Source organism: Sphingomonas horti (assembly GCF_009753715.1).
In the GTDB taxonomy this organism is placed as follows: Bacteria; Pseudomonadota; Alphaproteobacteria; order Sphingomonadales; family Sphingomonadaceae; genus Sphingomonas_B; species Sphingomonas_B horti.
Genome location: NZ_WQMS01000002.1, coordinates 36,630 through 52,868, shown reverse-complemented (window position 1 = coordinate 52,868; position 16,239 = coordinate 36,630). Strand labels below are relative to the sequence as shown.

The 16,239-nt window shown below is 64.6% G+C and carries 19 protein-coding genes; 10 read left to right on the top strand and 9 right to left on the bottom strand.

Annotated features, from left to right (window positions below; genetic code table 11):
* Positions 1–20: 20 nt before the first annotated feature.
* The 3 genes from GON01_RS02795 to GON01_RS02785 are packed head-to-tail and all read right to left on the bottom strand — an operon-like array spanning position 21 to position 3,530.
* Positions 21–2,354, bottom strand: coding sequence for a hypothetical protein (locus GON01_RS02795; protein WP_157025842.1), 2,334 nt, complete (start codon positions 2,352–2,354; stop codon positions 21–23).
* Between the two features lies 1 nt (position 2,355).
* Positions 2,356–3,168: a hypothetical protein gene (locus GON01_RS02790; RefSeq protein ID WP_157025840.1), complete on the bottom strand. Its 813-nt coding sequence runs from the start codon at positions 3,166–3,168 to the stop codon at positions 2,356–2,358.
* Positions 3,168–3,530, bottom strand: a complete 363-nt coding sequence (locus GON01_RS02785; RefSeq protein ID WP_157025838.1) for a hypothetical protein — start codon at positions 3,528–3,530, stop codon at positions 3,168–3,170. The genes GON01_RS02790 and GON01_RS02785 overlap by 1 nt, the downstream gene beginning before the upstream one ends.
* A 580-nt stretch (positions 3,531–4,110) precedes the next feature.
* Between GON01_RS02785 and GON01_RS02780 the strand changes: the two genes are divergently transcribed.
* On the top strand, positions 4,111–5,121 hold the full coding sequence (locus tag GON01_RS02780; protein ID WP_157025836.1) for a hypothetical protein: 1,011 nt from the start codon (positions 4,111–4,113) through the stop codon (positions 5,119–5,121).
* 2 nt (positions 5,122–5,123) lie between these two features.
* Here the strand turns inward: GON01_RS02780 and GON01_RS02775 are convergent, their stop codons facing one another.
* Entirely contained in the window at positions 5,124–6,074 is a 951-nt protein-coding gene (locus GON01_RS02775) for a hypothetical protein (RefSeq protein WP_181600244.1), read from the bottom strand.
* A gap of 325 nt (positions 6,075–6,399) precedes the next feature.
* Here GON01_RS02775 and GON01_RS02770 point away from each other — a divergent pair, with 325 nt between their 5' ends.
* The gene (locus GON01_RS02770) at positions 6,400–6,759 is read left to right on the top strand and encodes a hypothetical protein (RefSeq protein ID WP_157025832.1); all 360 of its coding nucleotides are present in this window, start codon (positions 6,400–6,402) and stop codon (positions 6,757–6,759) included.
* A 4-nt stretch (positions 6,760–6,763) separates the two neighbouring features.
* On the opposite strand, the gene GON01_RS02765 is transcribed toward GON01_RS02770, so the two are convergent.
* Both GON01_RS02765 and GON01_RS02760 read right to left on the bottom strand, forming a co-directional pair.
* Positions 6,764–7,228 carry a hypothetical protein gene (locus GON01_RS02765; protein ID WP_157025830.1) on the bottom strand — a complete coding sequence of 155 codons (465 nt, stop codon included), beginning with the start codon at positions 7,226–7,228 and terminating at the stop codon, positions 6,764–6,766.
* Positions 7,229–7,988: 760 nt separating this feature from the next.
* Positions 7,989–8,438 carry a carboxymuconolactone decarboxylase family protein gene (locus GON01_RS02760; protein ID WP_232328617.1) on the bottom strand — a complete coding sequence of 150 codons (450 nt, stop codon included), beginning with the start codon at positions 8,436–8,438 and terminating at the stop codon, positions 7,989–7,991.
* A gap of 573 nt (positions 8,439–9,011) precedes the next feature.
* Here GON01_RS02760 and GON01_RS02755 point away from each other — a divergent pair.
* From GON01_RS02755 to GON01_RS02740, 5 genes are all read left to right on the top strand, one after another.
* Positions 9,012–9,785, top strand: a complete 774-nt coding sequence (locus GON01_RS02755; protein ID WP_157025826.1) for an SDR family oxidoreductase — start codon at positions 9,012–9,014, stop codon at positions 9,783–9,785.
* 13 nt (positions 9,786–9,798) lie between these two features.
* On the top strand, positions 9,799–10,269 hold the full coding sequence (locus GON01_RS02750) for a cupin domain-containing protein (protein WP_157025824.1): 471 nt from the start codon (positions 9,799–9,801) through the stop codon (positions 10,267–10,269).
* 58 nt (positions 10,270–10,327) lie between these two features.
* Entirely contained in the window at positions 10,328–10,966 is a 639-nt protein-coding gene (locus GON01_RS02745) for an HD domain-containing protein (protein ID WP_157025822.1), read from the top strand.
* 105 nt (positions 10,967–11,071) lie between these two features.
* Positions 11,072–11,209: a TMEM175 family protein gene (locus GON01_RS17165; RefSeq protein ID WP_258558471.1), complete on the top strand. Its 138-nt coding sequence runs from the start codon at positions 11,072–11,074 to the stop codon at positions 11,207–11,209.
* A gap of 47 nt (positions 11,210–11,256) precedes the next feature.
* Entirely contained in the window at positions 11,257–11,583 is a 327-nt protein-coding gene (locus GON01_RS02740; protein WP_258558470.1) for a TMEM175 family protein, read from the top strand.
* A gap of 602 nt (positions 11,584–12,185) precedes the next feature.
* On the opposite strand, the gene GON01_RS02735 is transcribed toward GON01_RS02740, so the two are convergent.
* Positions 12,186–13,082: a LysR family transcriptional regulator gene (locus GON01_RS02735; protein WP_157025820.1), complete on the bottom strand. Its 897-nt coding sequence runs from the start codon at positions 13,080–13,082 to the stop codon at positions 12,186–12,188.
* A gap of 98 nt (positions 13,083–13,180) precedes the next feature.
* Here GON01_RS02735 and GON01_RS02730 point away from each other — a divergent pair, with 98 nt between their 5' ends.
* Genes GON01_RS02730 through GON01_RS02720 form a run of 3 tightly spaced genes read left to right on the top strand, consistent with a single transcriptional unit; the run spans position 13,181 to position 15,016 of the window.
* A complete protein-coding gene (locus GON01_RS02730) occupies positions 13,181–13,930 on the top strand; it encodes an SDR family NAD(P)-dependent oxidoreductase (protein ID WP_157025818.1) in 750 nt (249 codons plus the stop codon).
* Positions 13,931–13,955: 25 nt separating this feature from the next.
* Entirely contained in the window at positions 13,956–14,381 is a 426-nt protein-coding gene (locus GON01_RS02725) for a hypothetical protein (protein WP_157025816.1), read from the top strand.
* A gap of 29 nt (positions 14,382–14,410) precedes the next feature.
* The gene (locus GON01_RS02720) at positions 14,411–15,016 is read left to right on the top strand and encodes an outer membrane protein (RefSeq protein ID WP_157025814.1); all 606 of its coding nucleotides are present in this window, start codon (positions 14,411–14,413) and stop codon (positions 15,014–15,016) included.
* A gap of 150 nt (positions 15,017–15,166) precedes the next feature.
* On the opposite strand, the gene GON01_RS02715 is transcribed toward GON01_RS02720, so the two are convergent.
* Together GON01_RS02715 and GON01_RS02710 are read right to left on the bottom strand one after the other, a co-directional pair.
* A complete protein-coding gene (locus GON01_RS02715) occupies positions 15,167–15,859 on the bottom strand; it encodes a response regulator transcription factor (RefSeq protein WP_157025813.1) in 693 nt (230 codons plus the stop codon).
* Entirely contained in the window at positions 15,849–16,238 is a 390-nt protein-coding gene (locus tag GON01_RS02710) for a response regulator (RefSeq protein WP_157025811.1), read from the bottom strand. Before GON01_RS02710 ends, GON01_RS02715 begins: the two co-directional genes overlap by 11 nt.
* Position 16,239 lies beyond the last annotated feature (1 nt).

Genomic DNA, 16,239 nt, shown 5'->3' with positions numbered 1-16,239 from the left:
GGTTACTCTCCTTCTGAGATCTACTTGAAGGTCGACGTGCTGAGCGGCTTCACCGCACCGGCCGCTTGGGACTTCTCCGCACGCTTCGGCCTCGGTCGCGAGCCGGGCTCTCCCGCGGCTCGGTTGCTACCTCTGCTCCCGTGGCGAGGCGGCGTCCGCCGGGTCGCTGCGTCGGCAATCTCCCGGGTTCCTCCCGCGTCGCGGCTGTCGCGATCGGTTTGTGAGCCGCGGCGCCGGCGCTGTGGCTCGACCATGGCGTCGCGGCGGATGGTGGAGCGGAGTTCGTGCTCGACCAGGCTCTCCATGCCGCTTGGCGAGGGCTGCACGCGAATCATCGAGACGGCGTCGCCCAGGTATCTCCGTACGTTCGGGGCATCGATCAGGCGGGCCATGGTCTGGCGTTCGCGTGCCGCTGCTTCGGGCATCGCCGCCTTGAGATCGTCGATGAAGCCTGCTTCGAGCTCGATCAGCGCCTCTTCCACCTCCTCGGGCGTCTTTCCGTAGAAGTCCGCGCCCATCGCCGCGGCGTGCTCGAGGGTGCGCTCGTGAAGCCAGCGCGGCTTGCCGCTGGCGTAGCGCCTCTTCGTGCAGGGCACGTCGACGTAGCGGCGCGTGTGCGGGTTCCACACCGAGACGAAGCCAATGTCGTCGGTGTAGGACTTCACCTTGACCCGGTAGGTCGGGTCCTCGGTGTCCTCCGCGGGGCCGAGCGCATGCGCGAAGTCGGCGAGAAGAGACTCGTTTGCCTGCCCATCTGAATATTTCAATCCGTGCAGACGGCATCCGGTCCGGCCGAATGGAACGTAGTCGACATCTCCGATCGAGCGGAGGAACTGGTCCAAATCGCGCGCCTGACTGTGCCCGTGGAGCGACATTTGCTCTGTCCAGACGTCGAGCGGGCACCTCCAGTTCAGGGCTTCCGAGGGCGTCAGATGGTATTTCGCGATTGCTTCGGCGAGAAGCACGCGGAACTCCTGGATCGTTACGACCACGTGCTTCTGGGGATCGTAGCCATACTTGCGCATGCGGGGGACGCTGAGCGGCGACCCGGGCACCTCGCTCATGAGGCTCTGGACCGTCTGGTGCCCCCGCTCGACGTGATTCTTGTGCGTAGGTTGGCCTTCGCCCGCCAGCCTGACCTCGTGGCACAGGTCGCCCCCGGCGTCCTCGTTGGCCTTCGAGATGTTCTGGAGCGCGTTGTCGTAGACGTAGGCCCCGACGACGTATCCGAAGATGTCGGCTAGCTCGGGGTGGGACTCACGGTAGCGCTTGGGTACTTCCTTCGGCTCTGCGCCATGCGCGACGGCGCGCATCCAGGTCGAGATCGAGGGGCTTTCGAAGCTGACGTCCCAGCCGATGAAGCACCGTGTGAAGACATCCATGCTGAAGACGACGGTCGCGGGCCCGACTGGAACCCGCCGCTCGAGGTCAATCAGGAAGTATTTGGGAAAGGGCGTGTCGTCCTGCTCGACGATCTCCAGGTAGCGGGTCGGCTCTTTTGAGACGCCCCCGCCGCGATACTCCGCCTGCCTGGCCTTCTTCCCGAAGGCGGCCTGGGTCGTGTCGCCGTTCTTGGCGCGGTGACATTCCAGGCGGAAGATCTCACGGCCGTATGGCTTGAGCGGCTTGGCGGGCTTCTCGTAAGAGAGCTTGACGCCGTTGACCTCGACAGGCTGGCCGCGTGACGCCCGTGCGACGTCTCTTTTGAACAGTTTGAAGCCGGTCTTCTGCGTGCGGCCCGTGATCGCCTCCACCGCAACCGCATGCAGTCTGCCGATGTTGACCACGATTTGATGGGCCTTGCGCCTGCGGGGGACCCGTCCGCTACGGGACTCCGCATCGACGGCGCGGCGATCACCGCGTCGGCCACGCTTCTTGATCCAGGTGCGGAGGGTGGTGCCGCATGGCACCCGTCCGAAGCGGGCGATGACCTCCTGCTTGTCGAAGGCTCTGAGGAACCACGTCGTGAGGCCCGAATCGCTGAGCGCTGGCAAGTCGTCGTCCGGCTCCATCTCCCAGGCCTTGAGCACCTTCCGTCTCAATGGGGCCCAGGAGTCGCGCGCCTCGATTTCCTCCGCACTCGCCTCCTCGGCGCGCGCTTCGGCCCGGACCGGGTCGTCGAGCGGATCGGACCGGATCACAAGCTCGCGGCTGGCCTGTGCGGCGCGCATCATCGCGACCGTGGGAAATGCCGGAAGTCCCGACTCGGGATCTGGCATGGTCAGGATGAGGCCGGTGCTGGAGATCGCCATGAAGCGACGGTCCGGCGTCCTCGTGGTCAGGAAGTAGCTGGTGCGCTTGTAGACCAGTTCGGAGCCTGGCTTGAGGCTGGCGTAGATGTCGAAGTTCGACATGTCAGAACCTGATCTTCGAGATGAACCGGGGAACAGGCTTCAGTTCGACGGCCGTCGCGTCGCGGATCGGCTCGTCGAGGTCGAGAACCACCCGTCCCGCGCAGATGAGCGCGTGGACGACCGCCTTCCCCTGCAGGGGACGGGGATCCATGGCATCGCGGACTGCCGCGAACGTGGAGCGTGGACTCCTCGCGCGCAGCTCCTCGAGCCTCGCCAGCTGCTCCTCGCTCGTGTGGGCCGACCTGTGGGCGAGGATTTGGCCACGATTCAGGGCGAACTGCGGAGACCCGGCGATCTCCTTTTCGTAGCGGACGCGGACGCGCCAGCCGATCCTCCCGAGGATCTCACGCGCGCGGGAGATCTTGAGGACATAGTCCGGCTTCATCTGCTCGGGGTGCTGCTTGACCTCGATCGCTTCGATCGTGCCGTCCTCGAGCTGCCGGAGGTGGTCGCAGATCCACTCCACTGCGGCACCGCCGATCATCATGCGGAGGCGGAATGCCTGGGTCTGGTAGTCGAGAACTTTCGCGAGGATCTCGCTCTCCTCGATCAGCGCCTGCTCGCCCAGCCCCTCGTAGGGCTGGGCGAGACCGGTCTTCCAGCTCGGGTAGACGCCGATCACGTGCCGATGGGCATCGCCCATCAGCGTCCGCAGGGCGCCGCCTGCATCCGAGACGTACAGGCTCGCCAGAGGATCAATGGAGCTGGCGAGATCGCTGGAGGCATCCACGAGGCGGGCGCGGTTGAGGCTGCGCAGCTGCTCGTCGCCGAGCAGAACGGGCAACCCCTCGATGGATCCGGCGCGGATCGGCATCAGTCGCGCACCTCCTGCAGTGCGAGGCTGACCGTGCCAGCTTCGATTGCCGCCTCAAGTGCGGTCGCGCTCATGACAGCGGTTGCCCCGGGGGCGAATCCGTCCAGATCTGCGTGGACGTGCTTGAAGAGGAAAACGTCATGACCGCCGACCGCCGACGAGATCCCGATGAAGAGCCTCCCGCCGATCACGCAGGGGGCTCCCGCGCCGATGGCTTCGAGCAGCACGGCGTTGCCTCGCGCAACCGGGTGGGGGGCAACCGGCGGCTGGTTGCCATGCCGCCGCAGAGGGCGACGCCAGGCCCGATCTGGCCGGGAGGGATGGGTCTGAACGTCTTCGTTCTCGATCGCGGTGGTCTTCATGCTTATGCTCCCGATGGTGTTCGCGTCGGCTGCCGGGTGCCGGCTGCTGCCCTTCAGCTCTTCCGGAGCTTAGGCGGGGACTGCTCGAGGTTGGGCGAGGCGGTGACCGACGGGACCGTGAAGCCCGGGATGATGAAGTTGACGATATCGATGGTGATGGCCATCTCGACCGTTCCGTGCGCGAGGTTGTCCTCGTGATCCGAGACGCCGTCGTTCGGTCCGCCTGCTGCCGCGCGAAGCTGGACGGCGCGGTGGTCCAGTCGGTGGCGATCACATGCCTCCCTCCGGCACCTGTGGTGTCCCCACGAGGCGCGGCGCTTCGCAGCCTCAACGTCCGGTGCAAAATATCTATTCATATTGTCTCCAGATGACAGTGCAGCGGCGGCCATGTGGGTCGGGCAGGCCGGGGTGTCAAATTCTAATCTGGAGAATTTTTCGATTACGTGCTTAACAAGCCGAGCGCAGGACCGGTGATCTGCGGAAGGATGAGGTGAGCTGCTTGGAAAGTGTTTCGTCTTCGCGTCGCGGTCGAGGTCTGGAGAAACTGTTCGAAGGGCCGGTTCCGGAGGCGGAGCAGGCCATGTGGGCGCTGATGGACGAAGAGCAGCGGAAGCGTGCGCTGCAGCGTGGCGCGGCCCTGATCCGTTGGAACAGCGGTGAGGGCTTTCGGACGGCGGCCGAGGCGGCCGTGGCCGCCGGCGTGAAGCTTGTCCGCTTCTACCAGATGAACAAGGACTGGAACGCTCACCGTTCGCTCTCGGCCCTTGGCGTGTCGGCCGCTCCACGCGCGCGGAGGATGAAGGCGGTGCGTGCGGACCTCGGCGCTAACCTGCAGGCTGCAGCCGCCGTCGTGGTCGACGCCGACGAGGAAGCATCGGTTCGACAGCTTGCCTTGGATCTTGAGAATGCGCTGAGGTCAAACGTCGGTTCCGAGGTGACTCTACCGTCTCACAACACTCTCAGGTCCGTGATCGAAGCGGAACTCCGCCGACGTCGCCGGAAGGGCAGGCCGGGAGAGCATCTGTTACTCGACCATTGCGGCTGTGGCATCCTGCGCCCGGATCTCACCGCCTATGAGATGTTCGCCATACTGGACAGTGCTACCCACCTCGTCATCGGTGCCAGCCTAGGCGATGGCGACGAGGCGATGCCGGGTTATTCCCTCGCGGCCGCCGACGCCTTGGAGCGCCTGGGTGACCAGCGCCTCCGGCGAATCGATTGGGCCCAACGCGTCGCGCATGCCCAAGTCGTGCCGGGAGAGGATGATCCGCGAGTCGCGCTTGACGTCCTGCGTGGCGCTGCGCCGGGAATCGGCCTGAACGTGACCAAGAAGGGCGGCGGCCGCTACATCCTGTCCAGAGTCGGTCCACAGCTCGGCGTGCTCCCGCTCTGGCGTACGCGGCCAGGACTGGACCCGCCCCGCACCCTCATCCGGCGCGCGCCCGTCCTCGAGCCTGACGCGGCTGCTGCCCGACTCAAGCTGGAGGTGACGGCGCACAACGATGAGATGCTGGAGCATGTGCTGCAGGGAGATGGTGACGGAGACGACACGGCGTTGAGGGCTATGCTGTCGGCGCTCGCGGGTATGTGATGTCACAGCATCAGCAGCACCGGCTCGCCTGCGCCGCGGCGACGGTCGTGCTCTGCGAGTGCCGCCTGGAGCACAATGGCCGCATCGGCGGGTGACAGCGGCTCGTCTGCCCCCGCCCTCAGGATGCGCTCGGGCGTTAGCTTTGTGCGTGGACTGTAGATGAGGTCGACCGGCCCGATCCCGCTGCCCAGCGTCTTCGCCAGCATGCGGCCGGTGCTGAACCGGGTCCGAAGATCTCTGTCTTCGGCGACCACCGCCATCGAGATCTCCCGATCCTCCACTGTCTCGACGAGGAGCTCGATGCCCGTCATATCCAGCCGCCCGAGCTCTTCCCGGAAGGACGGCGATGGCCCGTCACCGAGGGCGAGGGCGGCCGCACGCACGGCTCCGTCCCGCAGGTCCACGGCGATCAGCAACTCGGGCAGGATCAGGCGGTCGTCGATCCGCACCGGCATGGCGACGATCGCCCGGCCGATCACCAGATGGCTCGGGCCGGCGCCCCCGACGATGCGGTTGAGGAGTGACATGCGGATGTAGGCGACCATCCCGTCGGATGGCGGACGGGTTCGGCGCTGGGCGCAGAGCTTCGCCACCGCCCTGATCGCCTCCCGGTGCGAGGCGTTGACGGGCAGCGCGGCGATCGCCTCCTCGGCTGCCGCGCGGGTGGCCGGTGGCAGACCGCCGGATCTCGGGCCTCGTGGCGTGCGCGTCCTGCCGCCCGTGGACGCTATCGCGTCCGGTCGCCGACTGACCTGCCAGGCCCTTACGAGGTTCATGAACTGCGGTGCCCCGAGGCCGACGCTGCGGGCCGCCGCAGCGCGGTCGTCAGCCGTCGGGAACGGTAGCGCGAGATATGCTTCGATAGCTTCGATGCGCCTCGTCACCTCGGCCCAACGCAGTGGGTCAATGCCGGTCAGGTCGGGCGATTTATGATTTGCGGAAGCGTTCATCATCTACTCCATGTGCTGCTCGAGTTCTGGGGTCGCCCGGTGGGAGCGGGCGGTGTGGGGAGTGCCGACCGCTGCGCCGGACGGATGCGGTGGCGGGCGCGCGCCTGTTCCCATCGGCCCCGGCGACCGGGGTCAGGATTTGAGGGAGCCTGCCTTGAGCCGTTTCTGCGGGATCGATGCTCCAGCGGTCGATTGACCGATCGGCATCGCGCGGGCGCCACGCGCCGGCTTGCCTCTGTTGGACAGAAGCGGTGCGAGACCGCGACTGTCGAGCTAACCGCTGCTTAAGTTCCGGCGGCTAGCCGGCGCCATTTCGAAGGAGTGGCAGATGGCGCGAACGCACATGGGCTTCCCGACCCGGCGCAAGACCATCACCGTCAACGGTGCGACCCGCCCGCTGGGCGCGGGAAGACAGTTCGAGATCCGCGTGGATGGGAGCACCACGTCTTGGGTGGTGGAGGATGGCTCGCATCATGAGGCTACCTACTCGGCGGCGATATCGGCAATGATCGACGCCCACGCGGCGGGAGTGACGCACCTCACCCTCCAGACGCCGAACGACGACGTGCGCCGGACTGCGACCGGAGAGTGGACGCTGAAGGACTGTGAGCTCGCCAGGATGCGGGCGATCTACCTCCTGTTTAAGTGCGACTTCGACGACGTGGACTGGATCAGGGGGCCAGCCTGACGTTCTAAGGGCGCAGGCGCAGCGGCCGATCCACCACCTGCGTATCGATGTCGACTTCGAGGTCAAGAACGCCGGGGATTGCGTCCGGTCTGCTCCAAGTGCCGGACCATCTCGTTACTTCCCTTCCGGGCCACTGCAGGACACCATACAGCACATTGTGCAGGGTCATCGGCCTGGCGTTCGGCCCCACGATGAAGCTGCGGTGGAACGCCGCGCTCTCGCCCCGCCTGAACAGCCGCAGATGCGAATATCCGCTGGGCAGGGGCGCAGCGGGAGCCAGCTTCTTCGCCAGATCGTAGTCCAGGGTAGGCACCGCCGCGAGCAGGCGCACGAACTCCGCTACCTCCTCAAGCACCTTCTCTCCCCTTGCGGGCATGGCAGCGGCTGCCTGCCGGTCTGCTGCTTCGCGATCACGAGGAGCGTCTCCCAGGCGCACGCGAGCACCGTCTCGTTCGAACTCAAGCGTCATCGAATTCTCCTTTTCCATGTGACCCTGTGGTCAACCCGATCAGCTGAAATCAGGACCTTTCTCACCTCACCGGACGAGAACCGTCCGAGCGGCAGCACCCGTGACCGCGGCGCACCCCAGCACGCTTGAAGACCTGCGCCGCCGATGGGGCTGTTCGAAGATCTCGGGCGACGCGCGCAGCCCCGCTCCGCCAAGTGGACTGTGACGCGGCTTCAGTGCCTGAGGATGATCACACGCCGGCCCGCGACTCCGCGGGCGCGGTCCGGGCACCAAGCGCCGAGCACCTGGAACGAGTCCGACTCCCTTGCTCGTGCAGTTGGGCTCATGTGGAGGATCGCGCGTGTTCGGTTGTGGAACCGATTGTCGACATCCAAGCGTCAGTCGTCGGCCTGGTGTCTGAGGCCAAGCCCGGGATCGATGTCCAAGGCGTTCACGGCCACGGTTGCTGCGACGAGGGCGGCCTTGGTGCGGGTTTGGCGCTGGACCGGGGAGTGATCGGCTTCCGTGCGGCGAGCGCACCCGATTATGCGATCAAGATCCTGGTCCGAAGATCGCGAGCGAGCCTCTAGCGAATATGATTTTCAATCGTCATCGGCAGCTCCGCCACTGGCGGAAACTCATGGGCAGGATTCGGACGCTCGCGAAGCGGGTCCCGCGATCCGCTGCGGCGGGCGCCAGCACGGTCGGGAGCGGCACGATGCCGGAGCCATCGGCGGCTATCGCCCTCCTCGCGAGGAGCGGGAGGGCGTCGGTGACCTGTCTAAGCGGCTGCGGCGACCTGCCCCGTGGAACGACGAGCATGCAGACCGATTTGGATGCGGTTCCACACGTTGATCGAACTTATCGCGAGGGTGAGGTAGGCGATCTCCTGATCCTCGAAGTGTACCTTGAGGTAGAGGAAGTCGGCCTCAGGTGCATGCGTCCGACTGACATCCGTCAGCACTTCGGTCCAGTTCAGCGCCGCGCGCTCCCTTTCGGTGAACAGCGGCGAGTCGCGCCATGCGGAGAGAAGGTGGAGGCGCTCGTGCGATTCACCGTTCTTCAAGGCTCCGGTTACATGCATGTTGATGCAGAACGCGCAGCCGTTGACCTGCGAGGCCCGCAACCGCACAAGCTCCAATAGGCCGTGGTCTATACCGCTTCCGGAAATGGCCTGCTCGACGGCGTTCAGGGCCTTCGCCCCGTCGGGAGCGATTTGGAAGAAGTTCATGCGGGGTGCCATTCCGAGCTGACCTTTCTGTTAAGGATTAGATCGCGGAGCCGCCGCTCCGCTTGCAGCGGGGCGTTGCAGGGGGAGCAGCGAAGCGCTGTGATGACGGTGAATTGCCGGTCGGCGTCTTGATACATGGATTTGCCCCTTTGGCATTCGGCGCCGAATACGCCCTCGACGCTCCGAGGTCAGCTATGCATCCGGCCAGGAGGCCCCTGCCCAAAGCGGTAGGAGCGACCATCGGATTGGCGGTGCTGCGCCATTGTTTCCGCAGCCGCATTCACCCTCAGCTGGTGCAGGTGACTGCTTTCCGCGTACGTGCAGTGCATGTGGTCGATCGACCGCGACTGGGCTCATTGTGCGGGCACGTCGGGCGACCATTGATTTTTCGACCTGTAGAACGCCTGGCGTAGCCAATGCGAACTCAGTCGTGCCAGCCGCTGCCCGCCTAGACGTTGGTGCAGAATGGCCTCGACCCGAGGATGATGCTGGCTGGCGTGAGGTCCGATTAATTTCTCCGGAGAGAAGGTCCACCGGTCGAACCAGCGAAGGAGCTCGAAAGGAGACCGACAGATGAAGATTGCTGTGATCGGCGGGACCGGCTTGATCGGTTCAAAAGTGACGGCGATTCTGCGTGGGCTGGGCCACGAGGTAGTCGCTGCCGCTCCGAACACCGGCGTGAACACCATCACGGGTGAGGGGCTGGACGAAGCACTCGCTGGAGCAGAGATCGTGGTCGATCTCGCCAATTCGCCTTCCTTCGATCCCGACGACGTCTACCAGTTCTTCCTGACCCATGAGGACCATCTTCTGAGCGCCGAGATTCGTGCGGGCGTCCGGCACCACGTGGTTCTGTCCATCGTCGGGATCGATCGCTCGCCCGAGAATGGCTACTTCCGCGCCAAGGTCGCTCAGGAGAACCAGGTCATTGAAAGAGGGCAGCGGCACACGATCGTTCGGTCGACACAGTTCATGGAATTTCTTGGCGCCATCGCCGACGCTGGCGAGACGAATGGACAGGTCCATATCGCGCCGGGCATGTTCCAGCCGATCGCCGCTGACGACGTGGCTGTGTTCGTGGCCGAAGCGGCACTTTCCGAACCGGACAACGCAGTCGTGGAGATTGCGGGTCCCGACCGACTGCCCCTCGACGAGGTGATTCGTGGATACCTGAAGGAGACCGGGGACCGGCGGGCAGTGGTGACCGATGCAAGCGCGCGCTACTTCGGAGGACTGGTCGACCAGCTGTCGCTGGTACCGTTGGGTGAAGCGAAGCTCGGGCAGGTCAAGCTCGCTGACTGGATCGCTCGCCGGCGTGAGGCGCCTGCTCTTCTCAGGAAGGCGTGAGCAGAGGGTGTCCATGAAGAACTTCACGCTATGGGCCGCAGCCCTCCCGCTTGCCCTGTTGAGCCAGGCACCCGCCCTGGGGCAGGGCACACAGGGCGGCACATCCTTGAGCGGATCGCGGAACGCTTCCATCACGCCGGTCTACCACCACGCTCTTCCGGGGATCCCCGGCAAAAGCCTCAAGGGTGTTCTAGTGGAATATGGTCCGGGAGGCTTCTCACCGTCACACAGGCACGCGAAGTCTGCGATCATCTGTGCGACGGTCCTGGAGGGCGAGGTCCGCTGCCAGATCAATGGTAGCACGGTTAGAACCTACCGGGCCGACGAGAACTGGGCGGATCTGCCCGGCGACCATCATCAGGTGAGCGCGAACGCGAGCGCCACCCGGCCGGCCAAGGTGCTGGCTGTCTTCGTAGTGGACGACAGTGATGGTGCCCTCACCATTCGCACGTCCGATAGGCTTGGGGCACAAGCCTTCTTGTGACGGAAGCTCCTGCCGTGCCCCTGCTCACGAGCAGTCCGCTTCTAGAAAGAGCTGACGGATGAACGACGACATCGCCGAGTTCGCGGGCTTTCGAATCCCGCCATCGATCCAGCGGGCGATCGATCATGCCCGTGCCTCATGCCCGCCATACCTGTTCAATCACGTCGTTAGGTCGTGGCTCTTCGCGATCCGACTGGGCCGGGTGAGAAAAGTGCATCACGACGCAGAGGTCCTGGCTATCGGGACGCTGCTGCATGATATCACGCTGAACGAGCGCTTTTCAGGTCCGCGGCGGTTCGAGGTTGAGGGAGCGGATCTCGCCCGCAGCTTCGTTCGGGAACTCGGCTTCGACGACAGGCGCTCGCAATTGATCTGGGACAGCGTCGCCCTGAACTCCACCCCTTCGATCGGGCTCCATAAGGAGCCGGAGGTCGCGCTATGCACCGGCGGCGTCTGTCTCGATGTCGTCGGGCTCGCGGCAGACGCGATCTCGACCGCGGAACGCGACATGATTGTCCAAGCCTTTCCCCGCCTGAACATGAAGCGCCAGATGACGAGGTGCTTCGTCCACTTGGTTGAACAGGCTCCCGCGACCACCCACGACAATTTCCTGCGTGACTTTGGAGATCGGTTCGTTCCCGACTACAGGGCGCAATCGTCCGTGGATCTCGTTCAGGCTGCCCCGTTCGACGATTGAGCGCGGCCTCGATGCACAGCCCCGATTCGACGCAGGCCGCTCGACAGGCTGGTCGCGCCGGTCGGCGCAACTCTCCCTCTTGCGGTTGATGGCCGAGGCGCTTCGTTGACGGGAAGGCGGGTTGAGGCGATCACCAATGGGCTGATCGCCATCATCATGACGATCACGGTGCTGGGCCTGAAGGCACCGACTGGAACCAATCCTGAAGACTTGTGGGCCGAGGTGCCCATCCTGCTGGTCTAGGGTCCAGCTCCATCAATGCTGGCACCTACTGGAGCAACCACCACCACATGATGCGGACCGCCGACAGGATCGACGGCCGTGTGCTGTGGGCGAACCTCTTCCTGCTGTTCTGGCTGACGCTTGTGCCCTTCGTCATCCGGTGGCTCGATCAGAGCGGGTTCTCCCCGTATGTGACGGCTGCCTACGGCGTGATCCTTGGTATGGCGGCCGTAGGCTGCAGCATGACCGAACGGGCGATCATAGCGTGCAACGGCCCGGACCCAGCGCTGGCGCGGGCGATTGGTTCGGATTGGAAGGGTTGGAGCAGCATCGCCATGTACGTCATCGCGGTGCCGCTGGCGTTCTCGAACCGTTGGCTCGCGATCTCCCTCTAATTCGCCGTGACTGCCATCTGGGTCATGTCTGATCGTCGGATCACCTGCGGTCTGAAGAGCACTCGCTGATCGTTTGACGGAGCGGTGCTGAGCGCCCCGCTGAAGGTCATCACCCCTTCCTCGGATGCTCCAGTTGTGCAGAGCGATTGACGCTCGCGACTGGCGCGCAGGCAGTCCGCTACGCTGGGTCGTGATGGGCCGGGCACCGCCGGTGGCTGCGCCCGTCGATCTTCCGCTCGCACGCTCACGCTTTGGCACAATGCCACCTGACCCACAGAGGGAGCGAAGCCCCGTCAGGGTTTGAAGAAACTGACCTTCAACCCAGGAGAACCTCAGCGTCCGCATGATGTCCGCGCGGAGCGGGTCGCTTCAGAGGAAACTGCGTGGCGGCGAAGGCTCGGCAAGTGCTGATCCGCCCATCTACAGATCCAGCGGAAGATGACGCCGTGCTGTTCACGAACTGGTCGAGCCGACTCCGGGGTAGCGGCCCTACATCGCGGTGTCTCTGCGGTGCTTCCGTCACAGCGTTCAGAACGTCCGTGGACGTTGGGCCAGTCTGTGCGGGCTCCAGCTTTAGAGCCGCAGACGACTGCATGCCCGCATCAAGCCTTGAGCGAGTACGGAGCCAGCACGTCAGCCACGAAGTCGCAGAAGGCCCTCACGCGCAGAGGTGGAAAGCGCGCGAAGGCGTGCAATGCCTGCGCTGGAACTGGCGCGAGCGCCGCTTGCGGCAAAACCTCGATCAATCGGCCGGCCGCCAGGTCATCGCTGACCGCTACTCTGAGCAGCTGTGCGACCCCGACCCCATTCAGCGCGGCTATCCGCATTGCCTGGCCAGAGTCCGTATCGAACCGGCCCTCGATCTCGAGGCTCGCACCATCGGCGAGGGAGATCGGGTATGCCTGCGATCCGAGGACGTAGCGGATGTGTTCCGCCTGACCCACGTCCCCAATGGATGTCGGCATGCCGATCCGGTCGAGGTAGGTTGGGGACGCGACCAGGACCAGTGGCAGGACGCCCAGCGGGCGAGTGATCCAGTCGACGTCTCCGACTGCGCCGACGCGCAGCGCCACGTCGAACCCTTCCCGCACCAGATCAACGTGGCGATCGGTCACGCTGATCTCGAGCGTGACCTCGGGGTGGCGCGGCACGAAGTCCTTCGTCAGCGCATCCACTAGGAGGGACTCCAAGATCCCAGGGAGGCTGACCCTAAGCCTGCCCCGCGTGCTGCGCTTGTCGCCGAGCACCTCGTCCGCATCCTCCAGGGCTTGGAGCAGGGGTGCGATGCGCTCGTAGTAGGCTGCACCTTCCGAGGTAAGCGACAGCGATCTGGTGGACCGCAGGAACAACTTGGTTCCGAGTTTCCGCTCGAGGCGCTCGACGCTCTTCGACATCGCGGATGGGGTCGTCCCACCGAGCCGCGCAGCCGCGCTGAACGAGCCCGCCTCCGCGGTTCGGACGAAGGCGAACAGGCCCGAATAGCGTTCGATCCCCTTCATTCGCGACTTAATGGCAAAGGACCTGTGCCTTTGTCCATCCTAACCGCGCCATTCTGGAACACCCATAATCAGAGGACATGCAACGGAAGGGAACTCAAATGTTGAGCTTGCAAGGAAAGGTCGCCATCGTGACCGGGGGCAACAGCGGCATCGGGCTCGAGACCGCGAAGCTCTTTGCCGCCCAGGGCGCGCAGGTGGTGATCACCGGACGGCGCAAGGACGTCGTGGACGATGCCGTAAGTATCATCGGGAATAGGTCTATCGGCCTGCAGGGTGATGTCGCGGATGCGGAGCATCACCGGAAGGTCGCTGACTTTGTCCGCGAGCGCTTCGGCGGCATCGACGTCTATGTCGCGAACGCCGGCATCATCAGGATTCAGAACACCACCGAAGTGAGCGAGGCCGACTACGACGCGCAGTTTTCGATCAACGCGCGCGGCACCTTCTTCGGAGTGCAGCACATAGCGCCGGTCCTGCGAGACGGCGGGGCCATCATCTGCCTCGGATCCATTGCGAGCGAGAAGGTGCTCGAGGGTCATCCGGTCTATGCGGGGACCAAGGCCTCGATCAACGCCTTCGCACGCGCGTGGGCGCTCGAGCTGAGCAGCCGCCGGATTCGCGTCAACGTTCTCAGTCCTGGTCCGACCGATACGGCGATCGTCGAGAAGCTCGGGGTCCCGGAAGCAGATCGGGAAGGTTTCACCGCGGCGATGACGAGATCCATCCCGCTCGCGCGCTTCGGCCAGCCCGAGGAGGTCGCTCGGGCGGCACTGTTTCTCGCTTCTGACGCAAGCAGCTTCGTGACCGGCGTCAATCTCCGCGTCGACGGCGGGATGGCGCTGCTCTGACATCTTCAACAGAAAGGAATGTCCAATGGGAATCGAGCCAGTCGATCCGAGAATACACGAGTTGATCCACGAGGTGGTGCATATCGGGAGCGCCTATGACGTGGACGGCATGGAGCGCCTCTACACACCCGATCAAAGCTTCCTCATCCTCGGCAGTGACGGAAACGTGACGAGGGTCAGCCGGGCGGAATCCTTCGCCGAGTTCCGGGCACGGCGGGATGGCGGAGAGGCTCCTCTCTCGACCGAGCACCGCGTGCTCCACGTCGAGCAGCAGGGCAGCTTCGCGACCGCCATCCTCTACCGGCGCATGAGCCCGAACTCGCCCGCTGCGATGTACGAGCTGAGACTGCTCAAGAGCGGCGAGCGGTGGATGGTCGCCGGTGAGACCGTCACCCCGTGGCCCGGCGGCATCGACGGAAGCTTCCTGCCTGTGCGCAGACACGCGGCCTGAACCCTCACTAATCAAAGGATGATAATGCAATGAAAATCAAACTCGCACTCTTCACGCTCCTGCTTGCGTCTGGCACTTCGCAGCCGCTGGCCGCGCAGAGCTTCGAGGGTCCCTACGTCGGCGCTCAAGCGGGGTGGACACAGAACAAGCTCGGCCGGGTCGAGACGGACCTGGGAACAGCACGCGTCAACTCCTCCAAGGATGCAGTCGCGGCCGGGATCTTCGCCGGGTACAACATCCGACCTGCCGATCGGATCGTCTTGTCGGGTGAGGCCGGTGTTCTGTTCGGCTTCGATGACCGCCTCACTCGTTCTTACAAGGACGCGGTCGCGACGATCAATCCCGAGTATAGCTTCGACCTGGGCGTTCGCGCGGGCTACCTCGTGACCGACCGAACCCTCGTGTATGTTCGTGGGGGCTATGAGAACGTACGTGCGTCCGTTCGACTGCTGGACCTCGAGGGGCCCCGCAGGGGCAAGGACAACCTGGATGGCTGGACGGTCGGCGGAGGCGTCGAGCGCCTCCTGACCCAGCGGCTGTCGGCACGGCTCGAGTATCGGTATAGCGATCTCGGCGGAAGCGGCTCCAAGTTCGAGCGCCATCAGGCTCTGGCCGGGTTGGCTTGGCATTTTTGACGGACGACAGCATGGCGAGGTCGAGCGGGAGGGTGCCTTCCGCTCGGCCTCGAGCTGGGGGTTGGGCGTCGACCCTACAGCCAGAGGCTATCTCCGGCCGCTGAGCTAGCCGGCCCGCTCGGCCAGCGGCTGCGATCGGGTGCTCACGCCCTAAGCCGAACTTGCACGTCGCAGCGGTTCGGGGAGGGTCTCCCACATCCGGATGAGCTCGCCGATGGACATCGCCTGCATCTTGCGCATGACGTTGCTGCGATGCAGCTTGACGGTCACCTCGCTGATGCCGAGGTCGAAGGCGATCTGCTTGTTGAGGCGTCCGCGTGCCACCTCGTGCATGACCTCGCGTTCGCGAGGTGTCAGCGTCTGGAATCGTTCGAGATTCTGCGCAACGAGTTCAGCCTCAGACTGCTGCTGCGCATCCCTTGCGAGCGCGGCATTGACTGCATCGAGGAGCACTTGATCCCTCACCGGCTTGGTCAGGAAATCCACAGCACCTGCCTTCATGGCTTGGACGGTCATGGGGATGTCGCCGTGCCCGGTGAGGAAGATGATGGGCTTGGGGTTTCCGCTCCGGGCGAGGTATTCCTGAAGATCCAGGCCACTGGCGCCCGGCATGCGGACGTCGAGGATCAGGCACCCGGGTCGCTGCAGTAGATCGGTCTCGAGGAGCTCGCGGATGGAGCCCAGGGTGACGGGCTGGAATCCCGCTGACAGAATGAGCTCCGAAAGAGCCTCTCGCATGGCTTCATCGTCGTCGACGACGATCACATTCGCCTGCTCAGGCACGGCATTGAGGCGCGCCGGCAACGCCGGCTGCGTTCGACGGTCTAGCTGATCAGATCGCATGATGGCCTCCGCGGTTTCGTGAGGTGAGAGCTCGATCCAAGGCTGCAAGTAGGTGGGCGGCATCGAACGGTTTGCGGAAGAGGTTGGGGACGCGCTCGAGGCGTTCCTCGTCCTGGGGTTCGTGCCGCCCTGTGATCACGAAGACAGGCAGTTGGGCGTCCGTTCTCTGCACCCGCGCGCGGAGTTCGAGGCCGTCGATCCCTGGCATGCCGATGTCAGTGATGAGGAGGTCGACAGCAGCTGTGTCGGCGGCGAGGAAGGCTTCGGCCGACGTAAACATGCATGTCGCGTATCCGGCGGAGTCGAGTAGATCCTCCAATGACTCCAACAGCCGGGAGTCATCGTCGACGACTGCGATCAAGGGCTGATTGCCGAGCATG

Bases quoted from the DNA above. Each gene is read 5' to 3' on its own strand.
- GON01_RS02710 (WP_157025811.1), bottom strand. From the start codon at position 16,238: ATGCTCGGCAATCAGCCCTTGATCGCAGTCGTCGACGATGACTCCCGG.
- GON01_RS02780 (WP_157025836.1), top strand. From the start codon at position 4,111: ATGTGGGCGCTGATGGACGAAGAGCAGCGGAAGCGTGCGCTGCAGCGT.
- GON01_RS02765 (WP_157025830.1), bottom strand. From the start codon at position 7,228: ATGACGCTTGAGTTCGAACGAGACGGTGCTCGCGTGCGCCTGGGAGAC.
- GON01_RS02755 (WP_157025826.1), top strand. From the start codon at position 9,012: ATGAAGATTGCTGTGATCGGCGGGACCGGCTTGATCGGTTCAAAAGTG.
- GON01_RS02790 (WP_157025840.1), bottom strand. From the start codon at position 3,168: ATGCCGATCCGCGCCGGATCCATCGAGGGGTTGCCCGTTCTGCTCGGC.
- GON01_RS02795 (WP_157025842.1), bottom strand. From the start codon at position 2,354: ATGTCGAACTTCGACATCTACGCCAGCCTCAAGCCAGGCTCCGAACTG.
- GON01_RS02760 (WP_232328617.1), bottom strand. From the start codon at position 8,438: ATGAACTTCTTCCAAATCGCTCCCGACGGGGCGAAGGCCCTGAACGCC.
- GON01_RS02745 (WP_157025822.1), top strand. From the start codon at position 10,328: ATGAACGACGACATCGCCGAGTTCGCGGGCTTTCGAATCCCGCCATCG.
- GON01_RS02725 (WP_157025816.1), top strand. From the start codon at position 13,956: ATGGGAATCGAGCCAGTCGATCCGAGAATACACGAGTTGATCCACGAG.
- GON01_RS02750 (WP_157025824.1), top strand. From the start codon at position 9,799: ATGAAGAACTTCACGCTATGGGCCGCAGCCCTCCCGCTTGCCCTGTTG.
- GON01_RS02730 (WP_157025818.1), top strand. From the start codon at position 13,181: ATGTTGAGCTTGCAAGGAAAGGTCGCCATCGTGACCGGGGGCAACAGC.
- GON01_RS02740 (WP_258558470.1), top strand. From the start codon at position 11,257: ATGATGCGGACCGCCGACAGGATCGACGGCCGTGTGCTGTGGGCGAAC.
- GON01_RS02770 (WP_157025832.1), top strand. From the start codon at position 6,400: ATGGCGCGAACGCACATGGGCTTCCCGACCCGGCGCAAGACCATCACC.
- GON01_RS02785 (WP_157025838.1), bottom strand. From the start codon at position 3,530: ATGAAGACCACCGCGATCGAGAACGAAGACGTTCAGACCCATCCCTCC.
- GON01_RS02715 (WP_157025813.1), bottom strand. From the start codon at position 15,859: ATGCGATCTGATCAGCTAGACCGTCGAACGCAGCCGGCGTTGCCGGCG.
- GON01_RS02735 (WP_157025820.1), bottom strand. From the start codon at position 13,082: ATGAAGGGGATCGAACGCTATTCGGGCCTGTTCGCCTTCGTCCGAACC.
- GON01_RS02720 (WP_157025814.1), top strand. From the start codon at position 14,411: ATGAAAATCAAACTCGCACTCTTCACGCTCCTGCTTGCGTCTGGCACT.
- GON01_RS02775 (WP_181600244.1), bottom strand. From the start codon at position 6,074: ATGATGAACGCTTCCGCAAATCATAAATCGCCCGACCTGACCGGCATT.